The sequence below is a fragment of the Pseudomonas sp. W15Feb9B genome, from assembly GCF_000828175.1.
Classification (GTDB): Bacteria; Pseudomonadota; Gammaproteobacteria; order Pseudomonadales; family Pseudomonadaceae; genus Aquipseudomonas; species Aquipseudomonas parakoreensis.
Map to the genome: position 1 here is coordinate 15485 of NZ_JTKF01000001.1, position 23283 is coordinate 38767.

General features: G+C 63.1%; 10 protein-coding genes. 1 reads left to right on the top strand and 9 read right to left on the bottom strand.

The window, feature by feature from the left end; all coding sequences use genetic code 11:
* Positions 1-20 precede the first annotated feature (20 nt).
* From OC71_RS00075 to gspG, 9 genes are all read right to left on the bottom strand, one after another.
* Positions 21-12518: a filamentous haemagglutinin family protein gene (locus tag OC71_RS00075; protein WP_041062365.1), complete on the bottom strand. Its 12498-nt coding sequence runs from the start codon at positions 12516-12518 to the stop codon at positions 21-23.
* Positions 12519-12722: 204 nt separating this feature from the next.
* The gene (locus tag OC71_RS00080; protein WP_041062368.1) at positions 12723-13835 is read right to left on the bottom strand and encodes a substrate-binding domain-containing protein; all 1113 of its coding nucleotides are present in this window, start codon (positions 13833-13835) and stop codon (positions 12723-12725) included.
* 489 nt (positions 13836-14324) lie between these two features.
* Positions 14325-15539 (bottom strand): type II secretion system inner membrane protein GspF, encoded by a 1215-nt coding sequence (gspF, locus tag OC71_RS00085; RefSeq protein WP_041062371.1) that lies wholly within the window; start codon positions 15537-15539, stop codon positions 14325-14327.
* Positions 15539-16945 carry a type II secretion system ATPase GspE gene (gene gspE / locus OC71_RS00090; RefSeq protein ID WP_041062373.1) on the bottom strand — a complete coding sequence of 469 codons (1407 nt, stop codon included), beginning with the start codon at positions 16943-16945 and terminating at the stop codon, positions 15539-15541. Before gspE ends, gspF begins: the two co-directional genes overlap by 1 nt.
* 184 nt (positions 16946-17129) lie before the next feature.
* Complete coding sequence (gene gspD / locus OC71_RS00095; protein WP_041062376.1) at positions 17130-19511, bottom strand: type II secretion system secretin GspD; 2382 nt, start codon at positions 19509-19511, stop codon at positions 17130-17132.
* The gene (gene gspM, locus OC71_RS00100; protein WP_041062379.1) at positions 19508-20056 is read right to left on the bottom strand and encodes a type II secretion system protein GspM; all 549 of its coding nucleotides are present in this window, start codon (positions 20054-20056) and stop codon (positions 19508-19510) included. Before gspM ends, gspD begins: the two co-directional genes overlap by 4 nt.
* The gene (gspL, locus tag OC71_RS00105) at positions 20049-21233 is read right to left on the bottom strand and encodes a type II secretion system protein GspL (protein ID WP_041062382.1); all 1185 of its coding nucleotides are present in this window, start codon (positions 21231-21233) and stop codon (positions 20049-20051) included. Before gspL ends, gspM begins: the two co-directional genes overlap by 8 nt.
* The gene (gene gspK, locus OC71_RS00110; protein WP_041062385.1) at positions 21230-22183 is read right to left on the bottom strand and encodes a type II secretion system minor pseudopilin GspK; all 954 of its coding nucleotides are present in this window, start codon (positions 22181-22183) and stop codon (positions 21230-21232) included. Before gspK ends, gspL begins: the two co-directional genes overlap by 4 nt.
* Positions 22184-22191: 8 nt before the next feature.
* Positions 22192-22650 (bottom strand): type II secretion system major pseudopilin GspG, encoded by a 459-nt coding sequence (gene gspG / locus OC71_RS00115; protein WP_041062388.1) that lies wholly within the window; start codon positions 22648-22650, stop codon positions 22192-22194.
* A 147-nt stretch (positions 22651-22797) separates the two neighbouring features.
* Between gspG and gspI the strand changes: the two genes are divergently transcribed.
* On the top strand, positions 22798-23184 hold the full coding sequence (gene gspI, locus OC71_RS00120; RefSeq protein WP_041062391.1) for a type II secretion system minor pseudopilin GspI: 387 nt from the start codon (positions 22798-22800) through the stop codon (positions 23182-23184).
* Positions 23185-23283 lie beyond the last annotated feature (99 nt).

Sequence of the window (23283 nt, forward strand, 5' to 3'; positions counted from 1 at the left end):
AAGTACTACACGAGAGTCCTTTACAACGTCAGCTGCCCCCGTTCCTCCTCGGTCAGCTGCTGTTTCGCCTGTTCATCCAGCACCCCGGCGCCCAGCACCTGCACCGGGCTGTTCGGGTTGTATCCGCTGGCCGGCGCACGACTGGCGCCATCGCGGTTTGGCGCCAGTTGCTCGTTACCGAAACTCAGCACCTGCACGGTGAACACCGACGCCTGATTCTGCCGCGCTGCTGCCTGCTGCTGACGGGCCACGTCTTCAGCGGCCTGGGTGGCTGAAGAGGCAGCGGAGCTTGCCGAGGTGATCGCCCCGGTGTTCACCGCCGACACAACTGGCACACCCGTCGCCTTGCCCTGCACCGAGATGTTGGCAGCGTTGACCACCGTCAGCGCGGCGATGTTGACGTTGCCCGAGACGCGAATCCCCGCCTCCCCGGCGTCGATGGTGCCCAGCGGCGCGATCAGGTCGATGTCGCCAGGTGCCACTTCGGCAATCGGGTTAAGGGTGGCGATACCCGCACCGGTGCTCGGCACCGATGGCGATAGCGTCACGTTGCCCCAAGTGTCATAGACACGTTTTGGCGGGGTGTAGACCACGGTGGTTTTCGAACCGCGACCGGCGTTGATGTCGCCCTCGGCCGACCAGCCGAGAATCGAACCACCGAAGGTGGTCATGATCCGGCTCTGCCCCAGCAGAATGCTGCCCTGCGAGTAGAGCTGAATGTTGCCCAAGCCCTGCGTAATGATCCCCGCCGTGGACGGTGGTGCTGAGTCTTCGATGCCGAACACCTGACCGCCGCCCGGCGTGAGCATCTGGATATCGCCGCCGAACAGGGTCTTGACCCCGGCACCACCGTAGAGCGTGATGTCGCCGTCGTAACGCAGCGGATTGCCCGCCACATCGGTGCTCGGGAACAGTGCGGCGATGGCGTTGCGACCGCGCAGATAACTGCCCTTGCGCGGGCCGTCGGCGTCGTTGTATTCCAGGCCGCCGGCGCGCAGTTCGGCGAAGTACACCTGGCGAGCGAAGATCGCCTGCTCGGCACTTGGTAGCGCGGCGTAGAACGCCTGTGCCTGCTCTGCGTTGCCGCTGAAGCCGTAGCCGAGGGTCAGCCAGCTCTGCAACTCGTCGAGGTAGGTCTTGACCACTTTGCCCGGCTGGCTGTTGAGAGCGGCATTCGGATTGGCAAGGTTCTGCGGGTTCAGGTAACGCGCGATGAACCTTGTGTAATCAGGCCCCTGTGCGCCCGTGCCCGCCTGCAATACCACGCTGGCACCGGTTCGCGTATCCCCGGCCACTATCGCGCCGAGACTGGTAATGCTGGCGCGGTTTTCCATCAGGATGTTGCGCCCGGCATTGATATCCAGCGTGCCGGGGCCGGCGATATCGAAGCTGCTGTAGAGAATGTCGCGGCCCGCCGACACCCGGGATATATCTCGCGGGTCGTTATGAACGAACAGGTTGCCGGTCGAGGTGATGCCTTCCCGACCCACGCCCATCTCATCGGGCTGCACGGCTGTCGGTTGGCCCAGGTGGGTTCCGGATGCCACGATGTCACGTCCGGCAATCATCCAGACAGGGCCTGCTGCTTCGTACCAAGTGCGTTTCGAGGTATCGAAACTCAACGTCTCGCCACTGCGTATCCCCACCAAATCGCCGGTCAGGGCATAGAACCGTGCCGGCCCTTGCACATCATTCAAACCGGAATAGCTGTCGGGCCCAAAAGCGAACAATGGATAACGCGAATTACCATCCGGTTTAACACCGTCACTGCCGTAGTTGCTGGTGAGTGGCTTGTTGGGGTTATTGCTGGCAAAGGCGAGGAATGACGGCCTGAACGGGGTGGCGATGGCCAGCGGGCTGGCACCGGACTGATTGATTGCGTAGCCGCCGGCATAGATGGAATCGCCCGCCAACAGTTCGAGTTGCCCGGATGGAGAAGGCGCCAAAAGCAGGGAATACGCGGTTTTCGGCGCAGCATTGCCGACCCCGTAAGCCGCTGATGGCCCCGCATAAATCGAACCTTGAGCTGCAACGGCCCGAAGAATCGCCGGGTAGACAAAACGACCATCGGTGGGCGAGGTATTGGCGCCCCTCACAGGAGACAGACTCCCATCGACCTGCGCCAACTGAGTGCTGGGCGTGAGATTGCCGCCGGCGGAAAACAGATCGATGGCGGTGTGATCGGTCCACAGTGAGAAGCCGCTCAGGGTGCCACCGGGAAGGATATTAGCGTCGCTATCGAGCAGTGGCGTGGCGTTGAATTGGCTCACACGACCGGGATCGGCCGCCCCCCCCAATACCAGATCACCACGGGTGCTGAGACTCATGCCGGAGTCTCCGGGAATCAGCACCAGGCCACCAGAAGCGTTGCTGGTCGTCGAGGTGAACGGATCCAGCGGTCGGGTTTCACGGACATCATGCAACTGCGAGCTGGCACCGTATTGCAGATTGATGCCGCCCAGCGCCCCACCCGTCAATTGCGCCGCACCGCGCAAGTTGATCAGTGCGCCTTGCAGGTCGTGCCTCGGCGGCTGAGTCCCGTTATCCCCGGCCCGCGCTTGCAGCGATGGGTTGAATGCGCCGCCGATGCGAATGTCCATATCGCCACCGCCGGTCATCTGCACGCTCCCATCGTCGGCGACACGCCCGGTGCTGCCCACGGCAACGATCAGCCCTTGGCTGCGCGGATAATTAACCGCATCGCCCAACGGTCTGAGCATCCCGGCGTCGCCACCGACACGCAGGCTGATGTTGCCGCCGCCCAGGGTGCCGAATCCGGTGAAGCCCACCAGGTACGGTTCGGTATTGGCGTCAGGCGTCATCAACCGAGTAGCGTAACTGCCAAAGTTGATCCACCACGCTGTGGGCACATCCGGGTTGCCCGTGCCTTGGCGCCACAACCAGTTGCCCACTGACGCACTGGCGATCTGTTCGCGGAAACCGCCATTCACCGATTGTGCTTTCGTGCCGACGGAATCCCCGGAAACCGAGCCACCGGCATTGATTGTCAGGTTGCCGCCCATCTGCGGATACCAGGCCTGATAAAGGCTGTCGCTACCGCCGTCGACCCACTTTTCATAAGCGGCACCGGCGCTGCCCAACACCGAATTGCTGTCCGACAGATGCCCACGTTTCTGGTTGTACAACGGATCGACATTCGCTGATTGAGTGCCGGCGGTATAAACGCCGAACGGTGAATCCATGCTCAGGTTGCCGGCAGCCATCAGATCGAGATCGCCTGTACCGGTGCGCAGCACACTGAACATCTGACTGTGGGCCTTGGCGGTTGTGCCGGGATTATTGCCGATGCAGAACTCCGGATAGATTTCACAAAGGATCTGATACTCCTCGGGAACAGGTTCGTAGTCAGGTCCCTGACCATTGCCCGGCGCCCAGACCCAACGTGCCATCGGCACACAGAGCCCTTCCACCTGCGCACAGATCTCCAGTTGGTCATCGGGCACAGGGTAATATCCCGGAAGGTCATACGGATTGTCTGGTGCCCACACGAGTATTCCCGTTGCCTGGGTAAGCGTGACACCGTAATGAGTGTCCGCCAGCCGCAGATTGCCATCGGTGGTGACAGGCTTCACGGCACGGCTGTCGGCCGCATCAAGATCTGCACCCGCCACCACGCGCATCGACCATGAAGCACTGCCCGACGGCAGCATGCTGGCCAGCGCCCAGTTCTTGCCCTGTTGTGTGCCGTTGAACGGCCGCAACTCGATCAGCGAAGTGCCTTCGGCGAGCTTCACATCGGTCATCGACGGAATCAGCGAACCGCGCAACAAGGCCAGTTCGCCCTTTAATTTCACCCCGGAGAACGTCGTCAGATCTGCATCGTAAGCACTTGGCAGCGGCACACCCTTGGGCCAGTTCATCGCTTGCAGGGCGGTGGCCTTGTTCAAACGGATGCCGGCGCCCAGACGTGTGTCGGCAGGCAACGTCACGCTGTCGCTGAGCAGCGTACCGGCGGCGTACAGCAGATGACCGTTGCTGTCGTGAATCGCCCCCGCCAACACCGTGCCGGCGCTGAAGGTATACGCCTCGTTCAGCACAGCTTGAGTCGGCAGCAACGTGCCACTGGCCAGAACCGCTGGTTGAATCGTCACGTCGTAATTGAGTGTCGCCCCCAGCGGAAACTGCGTGCCCTCGGCCAGCGTCACCCCACTGCCCGGCACGATCAGATCGCCACCGAACGGCTGCACACCGGCAATCAGTTTCCACCCGGCGTCATCCTGGGTTTCCGATGGCGGCGCGAAGCCGTCATTGATGCTGCCGTAAATATCGAGGCTGCCACCGGCACGAATCACCAGGCTGCCCGCTTCCCCGGAACCATATACGGCGGGGTTCAGCTGCGTGTGCGGATTGAGACTGGCGTAGCGATAACCGGACAAATCCAGATCGCCCTCCACCACCAGATCACCATCGGCAGTCTTGCTGGCGATTTCCACGCCCGGGCGCAGATGGAAGGCGTCGGCATACGTGGCGTTGTTCAACCCGGCGAGTTTGCGTTGCAGCAGATCGTTATTGCCCAGTGCGGCGTTGATAAAATCATTGCTGTCGCCGTGAATGCGTTCGAGCATGGCCTGATCAATCACCTGATACGGTCGGCCACTGACCGCCGGATCGACGCCATCGCGGGCATCGGTGTAGCGACGCATACCGTTGAGGCCGATGGATCGCGCGCCCTGAATGGTCAACACACCGCTGGCGTCGATGGCGATGTCATTGCTGCCCAGACGCGGCGCGTTCAGCTCCAGCGTACCGCGCAGCACTCCATCGTGTTGCCCGGCGAGGAAACCGGGCACGGCATCAGTGCCGTGGCGCAGGTCGATACGCGCGCCGCTGCCCAACGTAAGCAAACCATCGCCGGAATTCAGTTCGACCGTGGCGCGGTTGGGTGCATCGATGATCTTGCCGTAGCTGTCGACGCGCAGCACGCGGCCATGGGCATCGAGTACGCTGCTGCCAGCCAGCGTCAGGCCATTTTTCGCCGACAGGCGAATGCTGCCGACACGCTCGCCGCTGGCATCGATCAGACCGGCCACCGTCAGGCTGCCATTGTCCAGCGCGACATTGACCTCGCTCGCTTTGAGGCCATCGCCGATCACCAGGTTGCCTTGTTTGAGCTGCAGGCTGCGGCTGCCGTAAACCTGCCCGGCATTCAAGCGCTGATTGAGTGCGGCGAACTGCTCGGTGGCGTCACCACCCAGGCGCTGCGCGCGAATGTCCACGCCACCGGCCTTGTACGGCACCAACGTGCCTCCGGCGTCGTAGTAACCGCTGCTGCCGCCGACAATCTCGCCTTGCAGATCGACCATCCCGGCCGCATCGGCCAGAGCGACGACGCTGAGGTTACCGGCCTGATTGTTCTTCGCCGACAGATCGATCCGCGAGCCCGCAGCCTGGCGAATATTGCCGTTGGCGCTGTACAGCGATACGTCGCCGCCCCAGCTGTATTTGCTGACATCATTGAACGGCAAGGTCCGCCCGGCCATGTCCAGCACGGCACGAGTGCCCAGCGTTAAATCGCCCTCGGACTTGACGGTCAGCTTGCCGCTGGCCAAGGCGATACGGCTGTCCAGCACGATATCGCGTGCTTCAAGATTCAACTCTGCACCCAACGCATTCGCCACCCCGGCAGCCCCGGCGCCGCTGAGGGTCAGGCTGTTGCCGACCTTGAGCAGACTGACCGAAGCCGCTTCACCGGTGAGCAACGGCGTGCGCAGGTTCAGATTGCCGCCGCTGTAGCGGTAACCCTTGAGCGGATCGTAAGCGCCCTGCTCCTGATACACCGCCAGGCTGCCCTTGTGATTGGCGGTGATGCGCTCGCTGGCGCTGAGGTTGACGTTGGCAAAACCCAGCGCCAGACGATTGTTCTGATCCAGCCCGCTGGCCTGAGGCATCGGGCCGTAACCCAGCTCGATCCGCTGGGCCTGAATGTCCAGTGTGCCGCTGCCCGTACCGGCGCCACCGGTGATGACGCTGCCAGCACTTTGCGTCGCGCCGTTCCAGATCAGGTTGGCGGTGCGGATGCTCGCCACATCGTTGGCATCGCCCAGACCGTAGATCGCCGGGGTAACCAGCACCAGGTTCTGCAGTTTGCTTTGGCCGGTCTGCGGATCGATTGTGTCGAGGCTCACGCTGCCGAAGAAATTGAAGGCATCGCGGGTGGTCAGGCTCAGGGTTTCCAGCGCTGGCGCAGCATATTGGGTGTCGCCGCGCAGCAGGCGGTCGAGCACGTTCTGGTTAAGGGTCAGACCGGCCGGTACGCTACTGCCGGCCGCCGCCAGCGCGGTGGCGCTGCCGGCGTTGACCGAGCCCACTGCCAGTGCCAGTCGGCGCGTGCCGAAACGTACCGCTTCACCCAGTTCGAACTGATTGTCCGTCGCCGCCGTAATACTGCCGTTCGAATAGAGCAGCGCCGGATCGTTGCAAGATGACGTGACACACACGCCAATCCGGATGCTGCCCGCGCCGCTGATGCCGCTGGCCGCTGCCGGCGCCAGCACATGGGTCCAGCCGTTGGATACGACCAACAGGCTCGAGGCTTCAGGCTGGTAGAGGTAGCCGGACGTTGAATCGAAGGCCACATTGCCACGCTTCAGGGTGTTGATCCCGGCGCCCGCTTCGACCGTGATGCCACCGGTGGTCGAGGTGGTGCGCAGCACGACTTCCGGCGCTGACAGGATGGCCCCTTCGCGCAGCGTGATGTTGCTGGAGGTCCCCACGAACTTGATGATGTTGCCGGTCGTGTTGTAAGTCACCTCCGGCAGCGCACCGAGCGTCAGACGTCCGGCATTGAAGTTGTTCAGCGTGTCGGCGTACACCGACACGCCACTGAAACCCGGCGACGGCGCATGCCCCGCACCGAGCACCTCGAACTCGGCGCCGGCGTAACCACCGCGTAGCGCCGCCGTGCCGATCAGCCCGCCTTCGGCGGCATCAAACAGCGCTCGCCCATCGAACTGCAACGCAGTCTCTTGCTTGCCACCCGTGCTCAGGCGCAGATCGAGCACCTTGCCGTCCATTGGCGCCAACGCACGGGGCACGCCACGCCGGGCGGCATCGCTGCGGATGAACTGGGTGAACGACGTTTCGTTGTACTGCGAGTAACGGCGCAACACGTCTGCCGACGTCAGGATCACCTGACTGGCCAGACTGTCGCGCAGTCCGGTGTTGGCAATCGACATCTGCCCGCTGCTGGTCCACGACCCATTACGCAACTGCAACGCTGCCGTCGTCGCAGCCGGCGTCGCTTGACCGTTGACCTCGACCCGGAACGCGCCCGGCAACAAGGCAAAGGTGGACGGCAGCAACGTGTAAGTCCCCGCCGCCAGCCCCGGTACGCCAGCGCCAATAGTGACCTGCTGGCCGATGCGCGGATCGACCGCTCCGGCTCCGGCCAGGATCGGCGCGTAACGGCTCTGATTGCCCGGCACGATGGCGTAGACCGGATTACTCGCCAGCCCCGGCAGACTGAAGGTGCCATCGGTGGCATTGCGCACCAGCGGATTGAAGCGCGCATCGGTAGAACCGCCGCGTCCGGAAATGAAACCGGCGCCGCGAAGATCTCCACCGCCGGACAGATCGATCAGCGCACCGTTCTGCACCTCGATGTATTGCCCACCGATCGCCACGCCGTTTTTATCGCCCGTGATGCCGTTCAACACCACGGATTTACCGTTGTAGAGATAATCGATGCCGTCCGTAGTGCCTCCGTATGGCATGACCAGACCGGCGCCGCTGACCGACGTGGTGCTGCCCGACAGCAGTCGAACCTCATGACTGGTGGTCTGCAAATCGTCACCCAGAACAATCTTGCCCAGCGGGGCCCGAACCACCCCGCCCTGCTCGATGTACGCCGCGGAAAAACTCAGATTGCCGAAGACCGAGTACGGCACCTCAGCGGGTGCCGCACCGTGGCTGCTGATCCGCAGCGTATGGTCGGACACCGCAACGGCACCCTGATAGCCAACGCGCACTTCAGCCTGGACGTCACTGGCGGGATAGATTTGTGCAGCACCGAGGTTCAAGTCACCCGGCGTCCACAGCCGGGTTTTTTCGGCACCGTCGTTGGGCGCGAGGAAACGCAGATCGCCACGACTGTCGAGGCTCACCTGACCAAATGCCCGTCGGCCATACGCAACCGCCGGCGCGCCGAGTTGCAGGATTGAACCCTGCGTACCGAACGACAGGCCATTGCTCACGTCCAGCAAGTCCGCTGACGCGCTGAAGGTCGCGTCCGACAGCTGTGTCGTCGGATTATTGGTCAATCGCGGCCGTATCAGGCCGAAGCCGGCGTGGTAAGTGCCGACGCCAGACAGGCGCAGGTACGGCGCGCTCAAATCGACGCGAGTCGTACTTGCGGAGGTTTCGGCCAGCGACAGCGCTCCGGCGTACAGCGTCAGGCTCTGGTTCATGCGCAGATTGACGTCGCCGTCAAACGACAGCAAACCGTTGCTCAACAGACTCAGGTTATCGAAGCCGCCCGCCATCAGGCTGTCTGCGCTCAAGCGCGTCTGACCGTAGCGCAGGTCAGCGGCGCCCTCGCCCGGACGCAGATCCGGCGCGAGCGGTTTGTCCGTCGGCGCCTGGCCAATGATCATCTCTCGCGGCGCCCGCACGGCATTGCTTGCCGAGTCAACGTACAGCGGTGTTTCAAGCGCAACGTCCAGACGACCGCCGGCAGCCCCGACACCGCCCGCCACTGCACGCAGGTTGCCCTCAACGAACAGGCCGTTGTAGGAGCTCAGGCTGATCCGCCCGCCGTCGGTTGCGACGCGGGTCGGCCCTTGGCCGGCGATATCCAGAACGGTCTCGCTGCCGGAAGCGTCCAGCCGGGCGCCCTGACGCACGATCACATAAGCATCGGCGGCCGTGGCTGTAGCCAGTTTCGCATCGATTTCACCGCCGATGATGATGCTGCCGCCCTTGCCGACCTGCCCGTAAGTGCGGCCCAGCGCATCGACTGCCGTAGTGGTGCGTCCGGAGACATCCAGCACAGCCTGTTCACCGATCCAGATGGAGCGGTCATGTGCGCTCGGATCGGCCACGGCAATGGCGGTCGCCGGTTTGTTCGAACCAAACTGTTGCTGACGGATATCAATCGCACCACCCCAGGCATTCAGTTCACCTTCCACGGTGATCTGTCCGGCACCGCGCAGTTTGATGCTCTGCCCCGGATCGACACTGATCCGCGAACCGCGGCCCAGGGTCAAGGTGCTGTTGGCGGCGTCTATCAGCCCGACCAGCGTCGCGCCACCTTGCAGTGTCAGGCTGGCGCCGGCGCGTTGGGTCAACAGGCCCTTGGTCGGGTTTTCCTGGAACAGCGTCGGTGTCCACAGCTCCAGCGCCGTTTGCGGATCGACACCACTGACCTGATTCGGCGCGGCATCAGCGAAACGGTACACCGGCATGTGCACATCGATCGCCGTACCTTCAGCAACGTCCAGCCCATTCAGGCCAATCAGGTTATAGGCGGAAAAGCCCTTGCGCAACAGATCGGCAGACAGCTGCAGGGTATTGTCGGCCAGCGCCTTGTCGGTCTGACCGATGAGAATCTTATTGGCCTGCACCGTCAGCGTGCCGCCGCCCGTGACACCGTAGCCCCGCAGTTCGCCCGCAAGGTTCAGGTGGGTTTCACCGGGCGCCGAAATCGCACTGGATTCCAGCGTCAGGTCGCCGCCCTTGCCACCCCGGGTCTTGCCGTTGGCCAGCACAGCGCCGCCGGAGGACGCATCGAGCAGACTGCCTGCGCCCATATCGATGTCGCCACTGCTGCGGATCGACAGCAAACCGCCATTGAGATACGCCAGGCTCGCACCGTCGTCCGGGTTGCTGCGCAGGTTGCTCCATACACCACGGGTATCGAGTTGCACACCGTCGGCCACAGTGACTTGCGTCGCCTTGCCGACCTTCGCCGTGAGCCGAGTGTCAGCGGTATCGCTACTAAGAAACTGATTGAGCACGTTACCCAAGCGCAGACTACCGCCACGCGCGCTCAGGTCGGCGCCGATCTGCACCTCCGGGGAGTACAGGGTGATGTCGCCACCGTTATCGACCGTGAGCGCACCGTCGACGGCGATCTGATCGCTGGCCGCGACCTTGAGCGCACCGAGCCGGAAACCATTGAGTTGATCGTTATCCAGATACAACTTGCCCTTGCGCGACTCGGACACTGCGGCGCTCAGATTCAGATCACTGTCGGCAACCGGACGCGTGCCACCGATCTGCACCTGATCGAGCAATGGATTGAGGGTGTAGAGCAGGCCATTAGACGCCGCGACGAAGGTCGGGTCGTAACTGCCGACGATCAACTGCGCACGCCGGGCCAGTGCGGTCTGGCTCTGCTGATAGCCGTCGAGCAGCGGTTTCGGCGCCTGATTCTGCCGTTCGCCCTGATACACCTCGCCGATCATTTGCCCGTCGAGGACCGCATTGGCCGTGGCAATCACCAGTTGCCCGGCATCGCGGCCCACGGTGTAACCCGACTCGAAACGCGAGCGCGGGGCAATCAGCGGGCTGTAGTAATAAAGGGTCTGGCCCCAGCGTTGGCTGCTGTCTTCATAGCCTTTGTACAGGCCGGTATAGAGCAGGTCCCCCGGCGCGCGCGACACTTCATACAACTTGCCGTCGGCGCCACGCAGCCAGCTCTGGCGAATCTCGCCGCTCTGCACATCCAGGGTGCCGCCGGACAGGTTGATCAGCGAACCCTTTTCAGTCACCACGTCGTTGCCGGCAAAACTCACCGTGCCGCCCTGAGCCATCCATTCGCCGACGCTGTGCCCTTGAGTGCCCAGATAACCACCGACTTCCAACAGGCCACCGGCGGTGTACCAGCGATCCGTGGCGTAGCCGTTGGTGCCCGCCGGCACATACACCAGATCGCGCATATCGACCCAGATGTCATTGCTGTTGAGCGCGCCTTTCTCGCGGTTGACCGAGGCGTCGCGCTGCTCGTTGCCTTGCACGTTGATCTTGATGCTGTTGTTTTCCATCGCCACTCTGACGCCGAGGGCACCGGATACATCGATCATCGCGCCGTCGCGCACCAGGCTGCGGCGTTGTGCATTGACCGCAACCTGGCCGCCAGTGGCCAGGGTGATCGAACCGCTCTGGAACTCGACACTGCCACCGCTCTGAATCTCAACGCGTGACTGATCGCCACGGATCCGGTTATTGGCCGTGACGCCCGTCAGCGCGGCCTGACGTTGGCTGTCGAGGGCCGTCAGGTCACTGCTGTCGAGCATGACGGCCGTGGCGCTGCCCTGCCCCAGCGTGACGCTGCCGCTGCTGTCGCTGTTCGGGTTGGTCAGGTGAATCGTGCCCCGCGTCGCCACTGACGTGCTGGCGAGCAATACGCCATTTTGCACCACCTCGTGACCGGTCAGAGTGATGTCGCCCGTGGCAGCCTGGATCAGTCCGTTGTTAGTGACTTTGCCCGCAACGGCTCCGGCCTTGAAGCCGGGAATGACTTCGCTGCCGAAGGTGGTCGACAGCGCATTACCCTCGGTGCCCGAGCCCTTGCGAATGTAGAAACGGTCACCAGCGGCCAGCACGGTCTGGCCCTTGACGGTGCTGATGCTGCCGTCGTTCTGTACGTCGCTGCCGAGCAGCAAGGCATAACCCCCGGCAGCGGTAGACGATGCCGGCTTGTGGGTGTCGATGGAGGCACCACGTTCCACCAACACTTTGCCGGCCGCATCGGTGAAGGTCGGCTGGGTGGCGCTGCTGTCGAAATACAGACCCCGATCGCGGAACTGGATATCGGTGATATTCGCCGCTGCCGCCACCAGGTTGCGCACGTTGACCTGACTGCCGCCGCTGAAGACGATGCCGTTGCGGTTGATCAGCATCACCGTGCCGTCGCCCTTGATCTGGCCCTGAATCTGGCTGGCCCGGGCATTCGGATCGTTGACCCGGTTGAGCACCGCCCAGTTCGACTGCTGGGCGAATTCAACGGTGGTGTTGCGGCCGACGTTGAAGGTTTCCCAGTTGAGGATCGCCTTGTCGGCGGTCTGCTCGATCTTCACCGTTGTCTTGCCGTCGGCCCGGGTCTGTTGCGGGCCCTTGGCGTTCTGCCAACCCTGGGTCAGGCTGTTATCGACTTTCAAACCGCCCTCGCCCAGACCGTCCGGTACAAACTGTACCGTGCCCAACGCCGCCGTGCGTCCGGCCGCCTGCGCCGCCTGTTGCGCAGCAATCGCGGCAACCGTGTTGTTCAGGGTCTGGATCGAACGCTGCAACTGCGCATTGGCTTTTTGCTGTTGGGCCAATGGCGGTGTCATCCCCGGCAATCCGCCAACGCTCGGACGTGCCGCCGCAGCCTGTTGCGCTGCACCCTTGGCGGCAAACCAGCTCGAACTGAACGCCGTCTGCGCCTGCGCACTGCCCGCCACCAGACACAACGCCACCGCGTGCGCCAATGGCTTGAGCAGCCACAGCGCCGGCTCCACGGCATCACGCTGGAAGGACTGAACGTGGGTACGACGACGGGATGGGCGAGCGAGCATCACTACGAGATCCTTTTTTGATTGCCACACTTTGGTTGCCAAAGATGCCGCAGGCCTGCAAAAACCTGCTGTTACGACATAGGCCGTTGGCGAGGGGCGCGACCGAACGGATGTCACACAAACTTCATGTTCGGCGTGTATTCGAGCCAAAAAAAATGACGGCAACCCCAAGGTTGCCGTCATCGGCGTTACGACCGCGAGAGCTTACAAAGGACGACCGATAGCGTTGCAGACGCTGGCGTTGTTGATGTCCAGGTTGTTGCCCGAAGTGTTGGTGATGAAGTTGGCGGTCACAGCAGTTTTCCAGGCGTTAGGCACGGCGACGAACTTGTGGGCCTGAGTCGCAGTGTTGTTGCCCGGGTTGCTGTAGTGCTGAGTCAGGAAGGCTTTGACGGCCGCGGCCACGGTTGCATCCTTGTAGCACTGACCGAAGATGAAGTTGGTGTAGGCAGCCAGTTTGTAACCCGAAGCCGGGTTAGCCACCACTGGCGACCAGTTGGCAGGGTTTGCAGCCTGGGCGGGGGTCGAAGGAGCCGACACCGACGACAGTGCCAGGGTGACGTTGAGCGACGTTGGCTGAACGCCGTTGACGCGAGCAACAACAGCGTTGCTGGTAGCGTCGACACCGTCCGGACCGACATAACCGATCGAACCGTCAACCGCGTTCACGGCGGTGGCGACATCGGCAGTGTTGGCGACGCCGACCCAGTTCGACGGCAGCGCCGAACCGGCTGGCAGACGCGCGTTGGTGAAGGTGGAGCTGGTGGCGAACTGAGTCGGGCAGACCGAGTTCAAGTGACGGCTGAGGATTTCCGAAGTGCCGCTGGAAACGTTGCGGTAAACAACGCGAATCGGTGTGGTGTCAGTGGTGCCGAGCAACTGGCCCCAAGTGGTTTTGGCACCGGAGAACGCATCGCACAGTTGAGCGCTGGTCAGGTTCAGTGCGGTCTGGCCGGCTTTTTTGTACGGGATGGCAACCGAAGTGGCCACCGACGGCAGTTGAATCAGCGGGCCGTACGAAGCGCCGTACGTGGTGTTGTAGGTGCTGATTTCCGAAGCGCTGAGGATCGAGTCGCTACCGGCGAAATGCACGGTGCCGGTGGTGCTGAAGCCGGCCGGGTTGTTGGTCAGGAAAGCGGTCTTGCCGGCACCGCTACCCACGGCGGCGTAGCTGAAGTTGGCAGGCAGGATGCTGTCGGCCGAACCTTTGTATAGAGCGGCTGGCAGCGTGGCGCCGCCACCGGTAACGGCCATGGCCTGGGCGGAAGCCAGAGCGGCAACGGTCAGGGAAGCGGCGATCAGAGTGCGCTTGAACATGAAGAATCTCCTTTTCAACGATGGTTGTGAACACAGGTTTTCAGGGGACTTGCATGACACTGGGAAGACTCACCGCTGACCTTCGCAAGCGGGCCCGGGGTTAAGTCGCAGTGAGAAATTCGCAGTTTCCGGTGACAGATAAAGGAAAAAACCTCGGGAGCTGCGCGGGGTTTTTCAGGGGGTTTTCTCGGGTGTTTGCGGGGGATTGCGCGGCGTCTGGATCGTGGGTTTGGCTGAAACTGGCTGCAGCCGTTGCGGGGTGGTTGCAGATGACAGAAAGGAGAACCCGAGGATGGTTCTTTTGAGGCTCGGGTGATGCTGGAGTCCTGGTAAAAAAGTCTGAGTTATTTGTTGTGCTGCATGGCCCTATCGCTGGCAAGCCAGCTCCCACAGGTTTTGATGTTGTGACGCAGGTCGCATTAACAACACTGCCCCCTGTGGGAGCTGGCTTGCCAGCGATGGGGCCAGGGCAGACCACATCAATCGCAGCTACTGCACCAACTGGTTGATCTCGATGATCGGCAACAACACCGCCATCACAATCACCAGCACTACCCCACCCATCACCACAATCATCAGCGGTTCGAGCAACGCGGTCATGCCCATCGCCCGCCGTTCGATATCGCGGGACAGGGTTTGCGCCGCACGTTCGAGCATCGGCGGCAGTGCGCCGGTTTTCTCGCCGCTGGCGATCAGGTGAATCAGCACCGGCGGAAACACGTTTTCCACCCGCAACGCCGCCGCCAGGTTCACCCCTTCACGCACCTTGGCCGTGGCGTCGCTGACGCTCAGGCTCAAGCGATCATTGGATAGCGTCTGCCTCGCCGCCTCCAGCGCCCGCAACAACGGCACCCCCGCACCACCGAGAATCGCCAGGGTCGAGGCGAATCTCGCAGTGTTCAGGCCCAACACGAAACGCCCGATCAGCGGCAATTTCAGCACCCGATGATGCCAACTCAAGCGCGCCGCCGGATTGCGCAGGTACAGGCGCCAGCTCCAGAATGCCCCCGCGATCAGCACCGCACACAACCAGCCCCATGCCCGAATGAAATCACTGGCGGTGAGCATCGCCAACGTCAGCCCCGGCAAGTCCTGCCGCGCCTGGGAAAACGCACTGACCACCTGCGGCACCACATAGCTGAGCAGGAAGATCACGATGCCGATCGACACCAGCCCGACCACACCGGGATAGATGAACGCGGTGAGAATCTTGCCGCGCAGGTTGTTGCGCTCCTCGATGTAATCCGCCAAACGCTCCATGACCTGCGCCAGATCACCAGATTCTTCCCCCGCAGCGATCAACGCGCGGTAGATCTCCGGAAAATCCCGTGGCCGTGCGGCCAATGACTCGGCCAGACGCATGCCGCTGCGCACGTCGGCGCGCACCGCGCTAAGGGTGTGGGCGATGTGTTTTTTCTCGGCCTGCTCCACTGTCGCGCTGAGCGCCGCCTCCAGCGGCAGGCTGGCACCGAGCAGGCTCGCCAGTTGCCGCGTCGCCCAGGCCAGGTCGTTGTCCGACATCCGCGCACTGAACAAGCCACTGCCGCCGCCATGCTGGGCGACGTTGCTTTCCTTATGCACCGACAACGCGGTCAATCCACGACTGCGCAACATGCCGAACGCCGCGCCCTGGCTGTCCGCCTCCAGGTGCCCGGATTCGATCTTGCCAGTGGCATCGGCAGCTTCAAAACGATAGCGATTCATCAGGCGTCCCGGGTCACACGAAGGATTTCTTCAGGGGCGGTGGCGCCGCTGCGAATCCAGCGCTCACCGTCCTCGCGCAGGCTGAACATCCCGGCCTTGGCCGCTGCCGCGCGCAAGGCCTGCTCCCCTGCCCCTTGATGAATCAGGGTGCGGATGTCGTCGTCGATGCAGAACAATTCGTGGATGCCGGTGCGGCCGCTGTAGCCGGTGTGGTTGCAGGCGGCGCAGCCCACTGGCCGCCACGTGCCCGTTGCCGCCGGGTCTTCCTGCTTGCACTGATTGCACAGCCGTCGCACCAAGCGTTGCGCCAGAACGCCGAGCATCGACGAGGCCAGCAGAAACGGCTCGACGCCCATGTCGATCAAGCGGTTGACCGCCGACACCGCGTCGTTGGTGTGCAGCGTCGCCAACACCAGATGCCCGGTGAGCGAGGCCTGCACGGCGATTTGCGCGGTTTCCAGGTCGCGGATTTCGCCGATCATGATGATGTCCGGGTCCTGACGCAGGATCGCCCGCAATGCCAGAGCGAAGGTCATGTCGATCTTGGCGTTGACCTGAATCTGGCTGATCCCCGGCAGGTCGTATTCCACCGGGTCTTCGACGGTGAGGATGTTGCTGGTGCTGGCATCGAGGCGTGCCAGCGCGGCGTAGAGGCTGGTGGTCTTGCCGCTGCCGGTGGGGCCGGTGACCAGCACGATGCCGTGGGGCTGGCGGATCAGGTGATCGAGTTTGGCCAGCACCTGCGCGTCCATGCCGAGGGTTTCCAGATGCAGGCGCCCGGCCTGTTTGTCGAGCAAGCGCATCACCACGCGCTCGCCATGCCCGGTGGGCACCGTGGAGACGCGAATATCAATCGGCCGCCCGGCCACCCGCAACGCGATACGGCCGTCCTGCGGCAAGCGTTTTTCGGCGATGTCGAGCTGGGCCATGATCTTGATCCGCGACACCAGCGCACCGTGCAATGCCTTGCGCGGCGAGACCACGTCGCGCAGGGTGCCATCGACCCGATAGCGCACCACCGAATGGGTTTCGAACGGTTCGATGTGAATGTCGCTGGCCACATCGCGCGCGGCTTGAGTGAGCAAGGCGTTGATCATGCGGATCACCGGCGCGCCGTCCTGAGTGTCGAGCAGGTCGGTGATTTCCGGCATGTCCTGCATCAGGCGGTCGAGATCCACTTCGTTTTCTGCTGCTCCAACGACCGCCGCCGCACTGCCGGTATCCGCGTAAGCCGTAGTGAGCAAGCCGTCGAGTTCATCGTCGCGCACGCGCCGGAGCGACGTTTCACCGAACTGCCGCCGCACCTCGCTGATCGACCAGCCCGGTGTCGATGGGCAAACGGTCAGCACGCCGTCGCACAACAGAATGCGCTGGGCCTTGGCCCAGGCGTAGGGCAATGCACTCATCTCTTGAGGCCCCCCAATTCCCCTGTGGCGAGGGAGCTTGCTCCCGCTCGGGGGCGAAGCCCCCGTAAATCCGGGATGCAGGGTGTATCTGGAAGAATGGAGTTGCAGGTTTTGGGTCTGCTGCGCAGCCCAGCGGGAGCAAGCTCCCTCGCCACAGGAATATCAACCAGACTCAGAGTGTGTTTCATAACGATGGCCCCGACTGAATCGGCACCGCTTTGATAGTCGCACGGGGGCCCGAAGTCGGAACCGGACTCGGCACCCCCTGCGCCGCCGTCGGCAACTGCGGCGCCTGCATGTCCGGCATCGCCCAGCTGCGTTCCGGTTGCAGGCCGCCCTGGGCGCGGCGCATGAAGTCGTAGCGGTTGAGGGTGATGCTGCGCCCCGCTTCGCTGTCGCGGATGATGTATGGGCGCAGGAACACCATCAGGTTGGTCTTGCTGATCGCCCGGCGTTCGTTGCGAAACAGCGCGCCGATTCCCGGCAACGTCCCCAGCCAAGGCACCGCTTCGTTGCTCTGGCTGTAGCCGTCCTGCAGCAAGCCGCCGAGGACCATGATCTGGCCGTCGTCGAGCAGGATGCTGGTGTCGATCGCGCGCTTGTTGGTGACGATCCCCGCCGCTCGCGCGCTGACCGAAGCACGTTCGTCGATGCTGCTGACTTCCTGATAGATATCGAGCTTGACCGTGCCGCCCTCGGAAATCTGCGGCCGCACATTCAGCTTCAAGCCCACCTCTTCACGGGTCACGGTCTGGAACGGATTGTTGCTGGTGCCCCCGCCGCCAGTGACGTAACTGCCGCTGACAAACGGAATGGTCTGGCCGACAAAAATGCTCGCCGCCTCGTTATCGAGGGTCAACAGGTTCGGCGTCGACAGCACGTTGGTGCCGCCCTTGCTCTTCAGCGCCCGGGCCAGCACTTTCAGGTCGAGAATCTTGCCGATGCCGGGGATATCGACGGTGCCGTTAACGTAGCCGATGTTCAAACCCTGCGGCAGCACATCAAGGCTGGTCTTGCCGTTGAGATTGATCCCCGAACCGCCAAGGTTCGCCCCGCCGATCACGCCGTTGCCGCCGAGATTGCCGGTCTGCCACTGCACGCCGAATTCGCTGGCATCATCCTCACCGACCTCGACGATCAGGCTCTCGATCACCACTTGCGCACGGCGCTGGTCGAGCAAATCGATGACCTCGCGCAGGTTGCGATACAACGGTTCCGGCGCGGAAATCAGCAAAGTGTTGGTGGTGGCGTCGGCCTGGATCGTCACCCCACCAGCGCTGAACGCGACATTCTGCTCGCTGGCCTGATTGCCGCCGCTGCTGGTCGAACTGCTGCCCTGCGCGTAACTGCCGCCATTGCTGCCAGTGCTCGACGTGGTCGAGGTGTTACCACTGGTTTGCGTGCCGCTCTGCGCACCCGAACCGCCATTGTTGTTGCCGTTGCTGCCCATGGCACTGAGCACCGAGCGCGCACTGTCGCTGGTGCCGCTGTCGCTCTCGCCAGTCAGCAGCCCGCGCAAGGCCTGCGCCAGTTTCGCCGCTTGCGCGTTACGCAAATAAACCACGTGCAGGTTGCTCGGATTGCTCTGTGCGTTGTCGAGTTTGTAGATCAGGTTGCGCGCCAGCTCCGTGCGCTCGGGGCTGCCGGCGCGGATGATGATGGTGTTGGAACGCGGGTCGCCGATCACTGCGATTTTCTGCGTCGGATCGTTGCCCGGCGCGTCGAGCAGATCGGCGACCATCGGCGCGATGTCGGCGGCGATGCCGTTCTGGATCTGCACCACATCGGTGTCGATCGCGCTCGGGGTGTCGATGGTCTGGATCAACTGGGCAACGCGCGTGAGGTTCTCGGCGTAATCGGTGACGACGATGGTGTTGTTGCCGGGGTAGGCATTGATCGGGTTGTTCGGCGAGACGATCGGACGCAGCACCGGAATCAGGTTTACCGCGTTCTCGTATTGCAGGCGAAAGGTGCGGGTGAGCATGCCGTTACCGGCCGGTTTGTCCGGGCTGTAGATCGGCCCGCCGAGCAGTTTCGCGTCGGCTTCCGGCACCACCTGGGCGACGCCGCCGACATCGACCACGCTGAAACCCTGCATGCGCAACGCCGCGAGCAGCATGTCGTAAGCCTGGCGCGCCGGCACCTGCCCTTCCGAGACCAGCGTCAGGCTGCCCTTGACCCGAGGATCGACCAGAAACTGCTGGCCAGTGGAACGCGACAACGCGCGCACCACCGCCTGAATATCGGCATCGACAAAATTCAGCGTCACCGGCTGATCGCCCAGCGGATTGCTCGGCAGTGTGCTGCCGCGCGGGGCGCCGCCACTGCGCGCGCGTTCGGTGATGTTGTGCATCTGCCGGGGTTGCGGCGCGGTTTGAGCCTGGGCGCGTTGCCGATCGAGCAGCGCATCACCGCTGCGCTGGGTGTTGGCCAGTGGCCGACCCAGTTCGCTGTCCACCAGCAACGGCGGCTGATTCGGCGGCGTGGTGGTGTTGCTGCACGCGCTCAACGCCATCAGCAGCATCGGCAACGCCAGACGTGCCGGTTTGGATCCTGACCCCTTCATGAAGCTTCCTTAGCGCCCAGCGCCTGATCCATGCGAACGGTGCCTGACAATGTGCCGGCAGTGACTTCGGTCGAAGCGTTGTCGGCGCGTTGCAGACGGGCCTCGACCACTTGCAGAGAAAGTTGTGCAGGGGTGCTCAACAGCCAGTCGAGCACGGCATCGGCCGGCGCCGCGTCGAACGTCAGCTGCCAAGCGCCGGCCTCTCCGGCTTGCAATTGGTAATGCCCGGCCAAGCCGCTGGCCTGCAGCGTCTGTTCAAGCGACTGCGCGAGACTTTGCCCTTGCGGGCGTACGCTGACCTCGCGCAACAACACTTCGAGGGCTTCGGTCTGCGCGCGCAACTTCGGCGTTTCGCTTTGCCAGTAAGTGATTTTTTTCAGCGGCGGCTGGATCAGCGCGACCCACACCAACAGCGCCAGCAGCACCACCGCCATGCCGCCGACCATGCGTTTCTCGCGCAGGGCCAACGCTTGCCAACGCGCCTGAAGTTGCGCGCTGAAACGCTGCCAGCGAGCGCGGTACACCGCGAGCGATGCCTTATTCATCTTCTGCTCCGCTGTCGTCAGCGCTGTCATCTGGAGTGCTGACTTCGTCGCTCGGGCGCAGCAGCCAGCCTTCATCGTCAGCCGTCGCACTGATCCCGACCTGAGCCAATGCGGCTTGCCAATCCTTGTCCTTGTCATTGGCGCTGCGCCGGGCGTCGGCCAGCAGACTCAACTGCAAGCTGCCGTCGACAAACGTCAGGCGCTCGACCGTGCCGGCCATGAATGGCATGCCACTGCCGGCCTGCAACACCAGCCGATTGAACGGCTGCGCCGGATCCTCCGCCGCGCCCTTCTGCCGCGCCGCCAATTGCTGACGCGCCTGCTGCAGTGGATTGAGGATCACCGGCAACTCGGGAAAGGCCTGCTTCACCCGCAGCGCCATCTGCGCCTTGAGCTGCTGGCCCTGACTGGCTTCGCGGGCGGCATACAGGTTCAGGCCGATGACCCACACCGCCACCGCCAAGGCGCAAAGCCCCAGCGCCCGGCCCCACCCGCGATGCTCGCTGCGCTGCTGTTGCACCGCACCCTGCAGACCCCAACCGGGCAATGGCCCGGTCCAGCGTTGCGCCTCGGCCATCGGCAATTGCGCATCCGGCGGTGGCGCCGAGCCGATCCAGTGCAATGGCGTACCGCAACTCAGCAGCCAATCGCCAATCTCGTCGTCGAACAGCGGCTGCACCCGCGCCACCTGCACGCTTTCGCGCAGCAACAAATGGCCGTCCTGCCGACAAGCCACCGTGCCCGGCAGCACCGGCAAGCTGTACGCCGCCGGATACAAGCCGCGCAGATTCAGCCCGGCCTGCTTCAGCAGTTGCCCCAGATGCTGCAAGCGTTGACGCGGCGCCCAGGCAATCTGCACCTGCCCCGCTTCATCCCGCGAACTGTGAGCGATGTGCATGTCATTGCAGTCGCCGAGCATCAAGGCCTGCGCCGCGCATTGCACCGCCGCTGCGGTCTTGTTGGCCGGCAATGGCGGCAGGTCGATGCTCGCCAGCAGGCTATCCGCCGGATGCAGAAAAACGCTGAGCGGTGGCTGCTTCGCTAACTGCCCCAATTGGCTAAAGGTCTGACGCTGTTCACGAATAACCTGCCCCTGACGGTCCAGCCACGCGCAATCCATCTCACTGTCGAGGCTTAACTGCGCCATTGGCGGCAAACTCACACGCAACTGACTCATACGCCCACCCGCGACCAGATCACCTGTGGCAGACGATCCTCGCTGCGATGCAACAACGCATCGAGACTGACCCGCCGCTGATCACGCCGCGCCTCGCCACGCAGGCGAAACCAGTCACTGGTGATGCCGACCTTGACGCTGGTCAGCTCCAGATTCGGCATGCGCAAGCGGTTGACGAAATCGCCCCGGTTGATGAACCAGCGCCCGGCATCGCGCTCATTGATCAGCGCCTGCGCCCGCTCCAGCGACAACCCCGGCACATACGCGGCCAGCACCGGCGCAGTGGCGGTATTGCCATTGAGCCAGGTGGTCGCCGGAATCACCGTCAGGTACGGTGCCAGTTTGCCGATGACCGCCTCATTCACGCCCTCGACGCTGCGCAAATCATCGACACTGCGCAGCATCGGCAACTTCGGATTCTGCGGTTTACGCGAAGCATTCGGCGACGTGGCGCGGCCACTGTCAAAGGCGTTTTTGCTCGCGGTGTTTTCGGCAATCTGCGGGTTCAACAGATACGGATAAGAGCCGATCACCCGCTGACTGATGCGCTGACTCAACCCGGCGCTGATGCCGATCAACGCGCACAGCCGCTGAAACGCCTGCACCTGCGCCTCATCGACACGCTCGTTGGCCACCAGATTGCGCAGGTTGAACTTGCCCTGCTCATCCTCCAGCCGTCCCTCGAAACCTTGCGCATTCAAGCGCTGCGCCCACGGCTGATCGAGCCGGGTCAGCGGATCACGCTGCCGCGCATCCCAGAGCAATTGCCGGCTGATCTCCAGCCCGCCGTGCAACACCCAGCGCCCCTGCACCCGCTGCTGATCCGCCTCCAGCGCGCGGGTCGAAACGCTCTGCCGGGTCAACATCCCCGCCGCAATCACCGCGACCACCGCCGCGATCAACAGCGCACTGATGATCGCCATCCCCTGCTGGTTCGATTGGCTGTTCATCACCGGCCTTACAGCTGCCAGGAACCGATATCGGCATTCACGCCGTCGCCGTCAGGCTGACCGTCGGCACCGAGGGAAAAGATATCGATCTCGCCATTCGCGCCGGGGTTGAGGTACTGATAAGGACGACCCCAAGGGTCATTCGGCAAACGCTCCAGGTACGAACGCCAGTTGCTGTTCTTCGCGTCCGCCGGCCGCTCCACCAGCACTTTCAGACCCTGCGTCATGCTCGGATAAGTGCCGTGATCGAGGCGATACAACTTCAGCGCCTGCATCAAACCGCCAATATCCTGCTTCGCCGCCGTGGCCCGCGCCTGATCCGGCCGATCCAGCACCTTGGGCACCACCATCGCCGCCAGAATCCCGAGAATCACCACCACCACCATGATCTCGATCAGGGTAAAACCCTGCTGCCCACGGGGCATCCGGCTCGGTCGTCCGGGCTGTTTGAACTGCGCGATATCCATCTCGACATTCCCTTGGCTTGATTCGATTCGACGCGCAGTGTTGCAAGAAGATATGTCAGGGATGTTGAAAATCCTCGGGAGTTTTCGTCGTCAAGCCGTCAAGGACGGGGGTTAGCGTCAAGGGCTGCCCGACCGCCCGAGCCCCCGATGCGCACCCCCTCGCCGCAAGCCGGATTCACCCTGATTGAAGTACTCGTCGCGCTGGCGATCATCGCTGTGGCCATGTCCGCCGCTGTTCGTGTGGCGGGATTGATGACCCAGAGCAGCGGGGTTTTGCGGGATCGCTCGATTGCGATGATTGCGGCGCAGAGTCGGATGGCGGAATTGCGGTTGGAAGGGAGATTGCCGATGGGGGTTAAGGCGATGGAGTGTGATCAAGGGAGGTTGTTGTTGCGGTGTGAGCAGGTTATCTCCGCAGCGGAAAACGGCCGTTTGCTCAAGGTTGGTGTGCAAGTCTTTGATCGCAGCCAGGAGGCGCCGGCGTTGGCGAGGCTGGAGACGTTGCTCATTCCTCAGGAAAGACTCCCACAGTAAAAACGCTCCCAAGCAGAGGAAAACGGTCTCGGATCATCAGGTGCCTGAGATCTATGAGCGACGCAAATCCCTGTGGGAGCGAGCTTGCTCGCGAAGGCG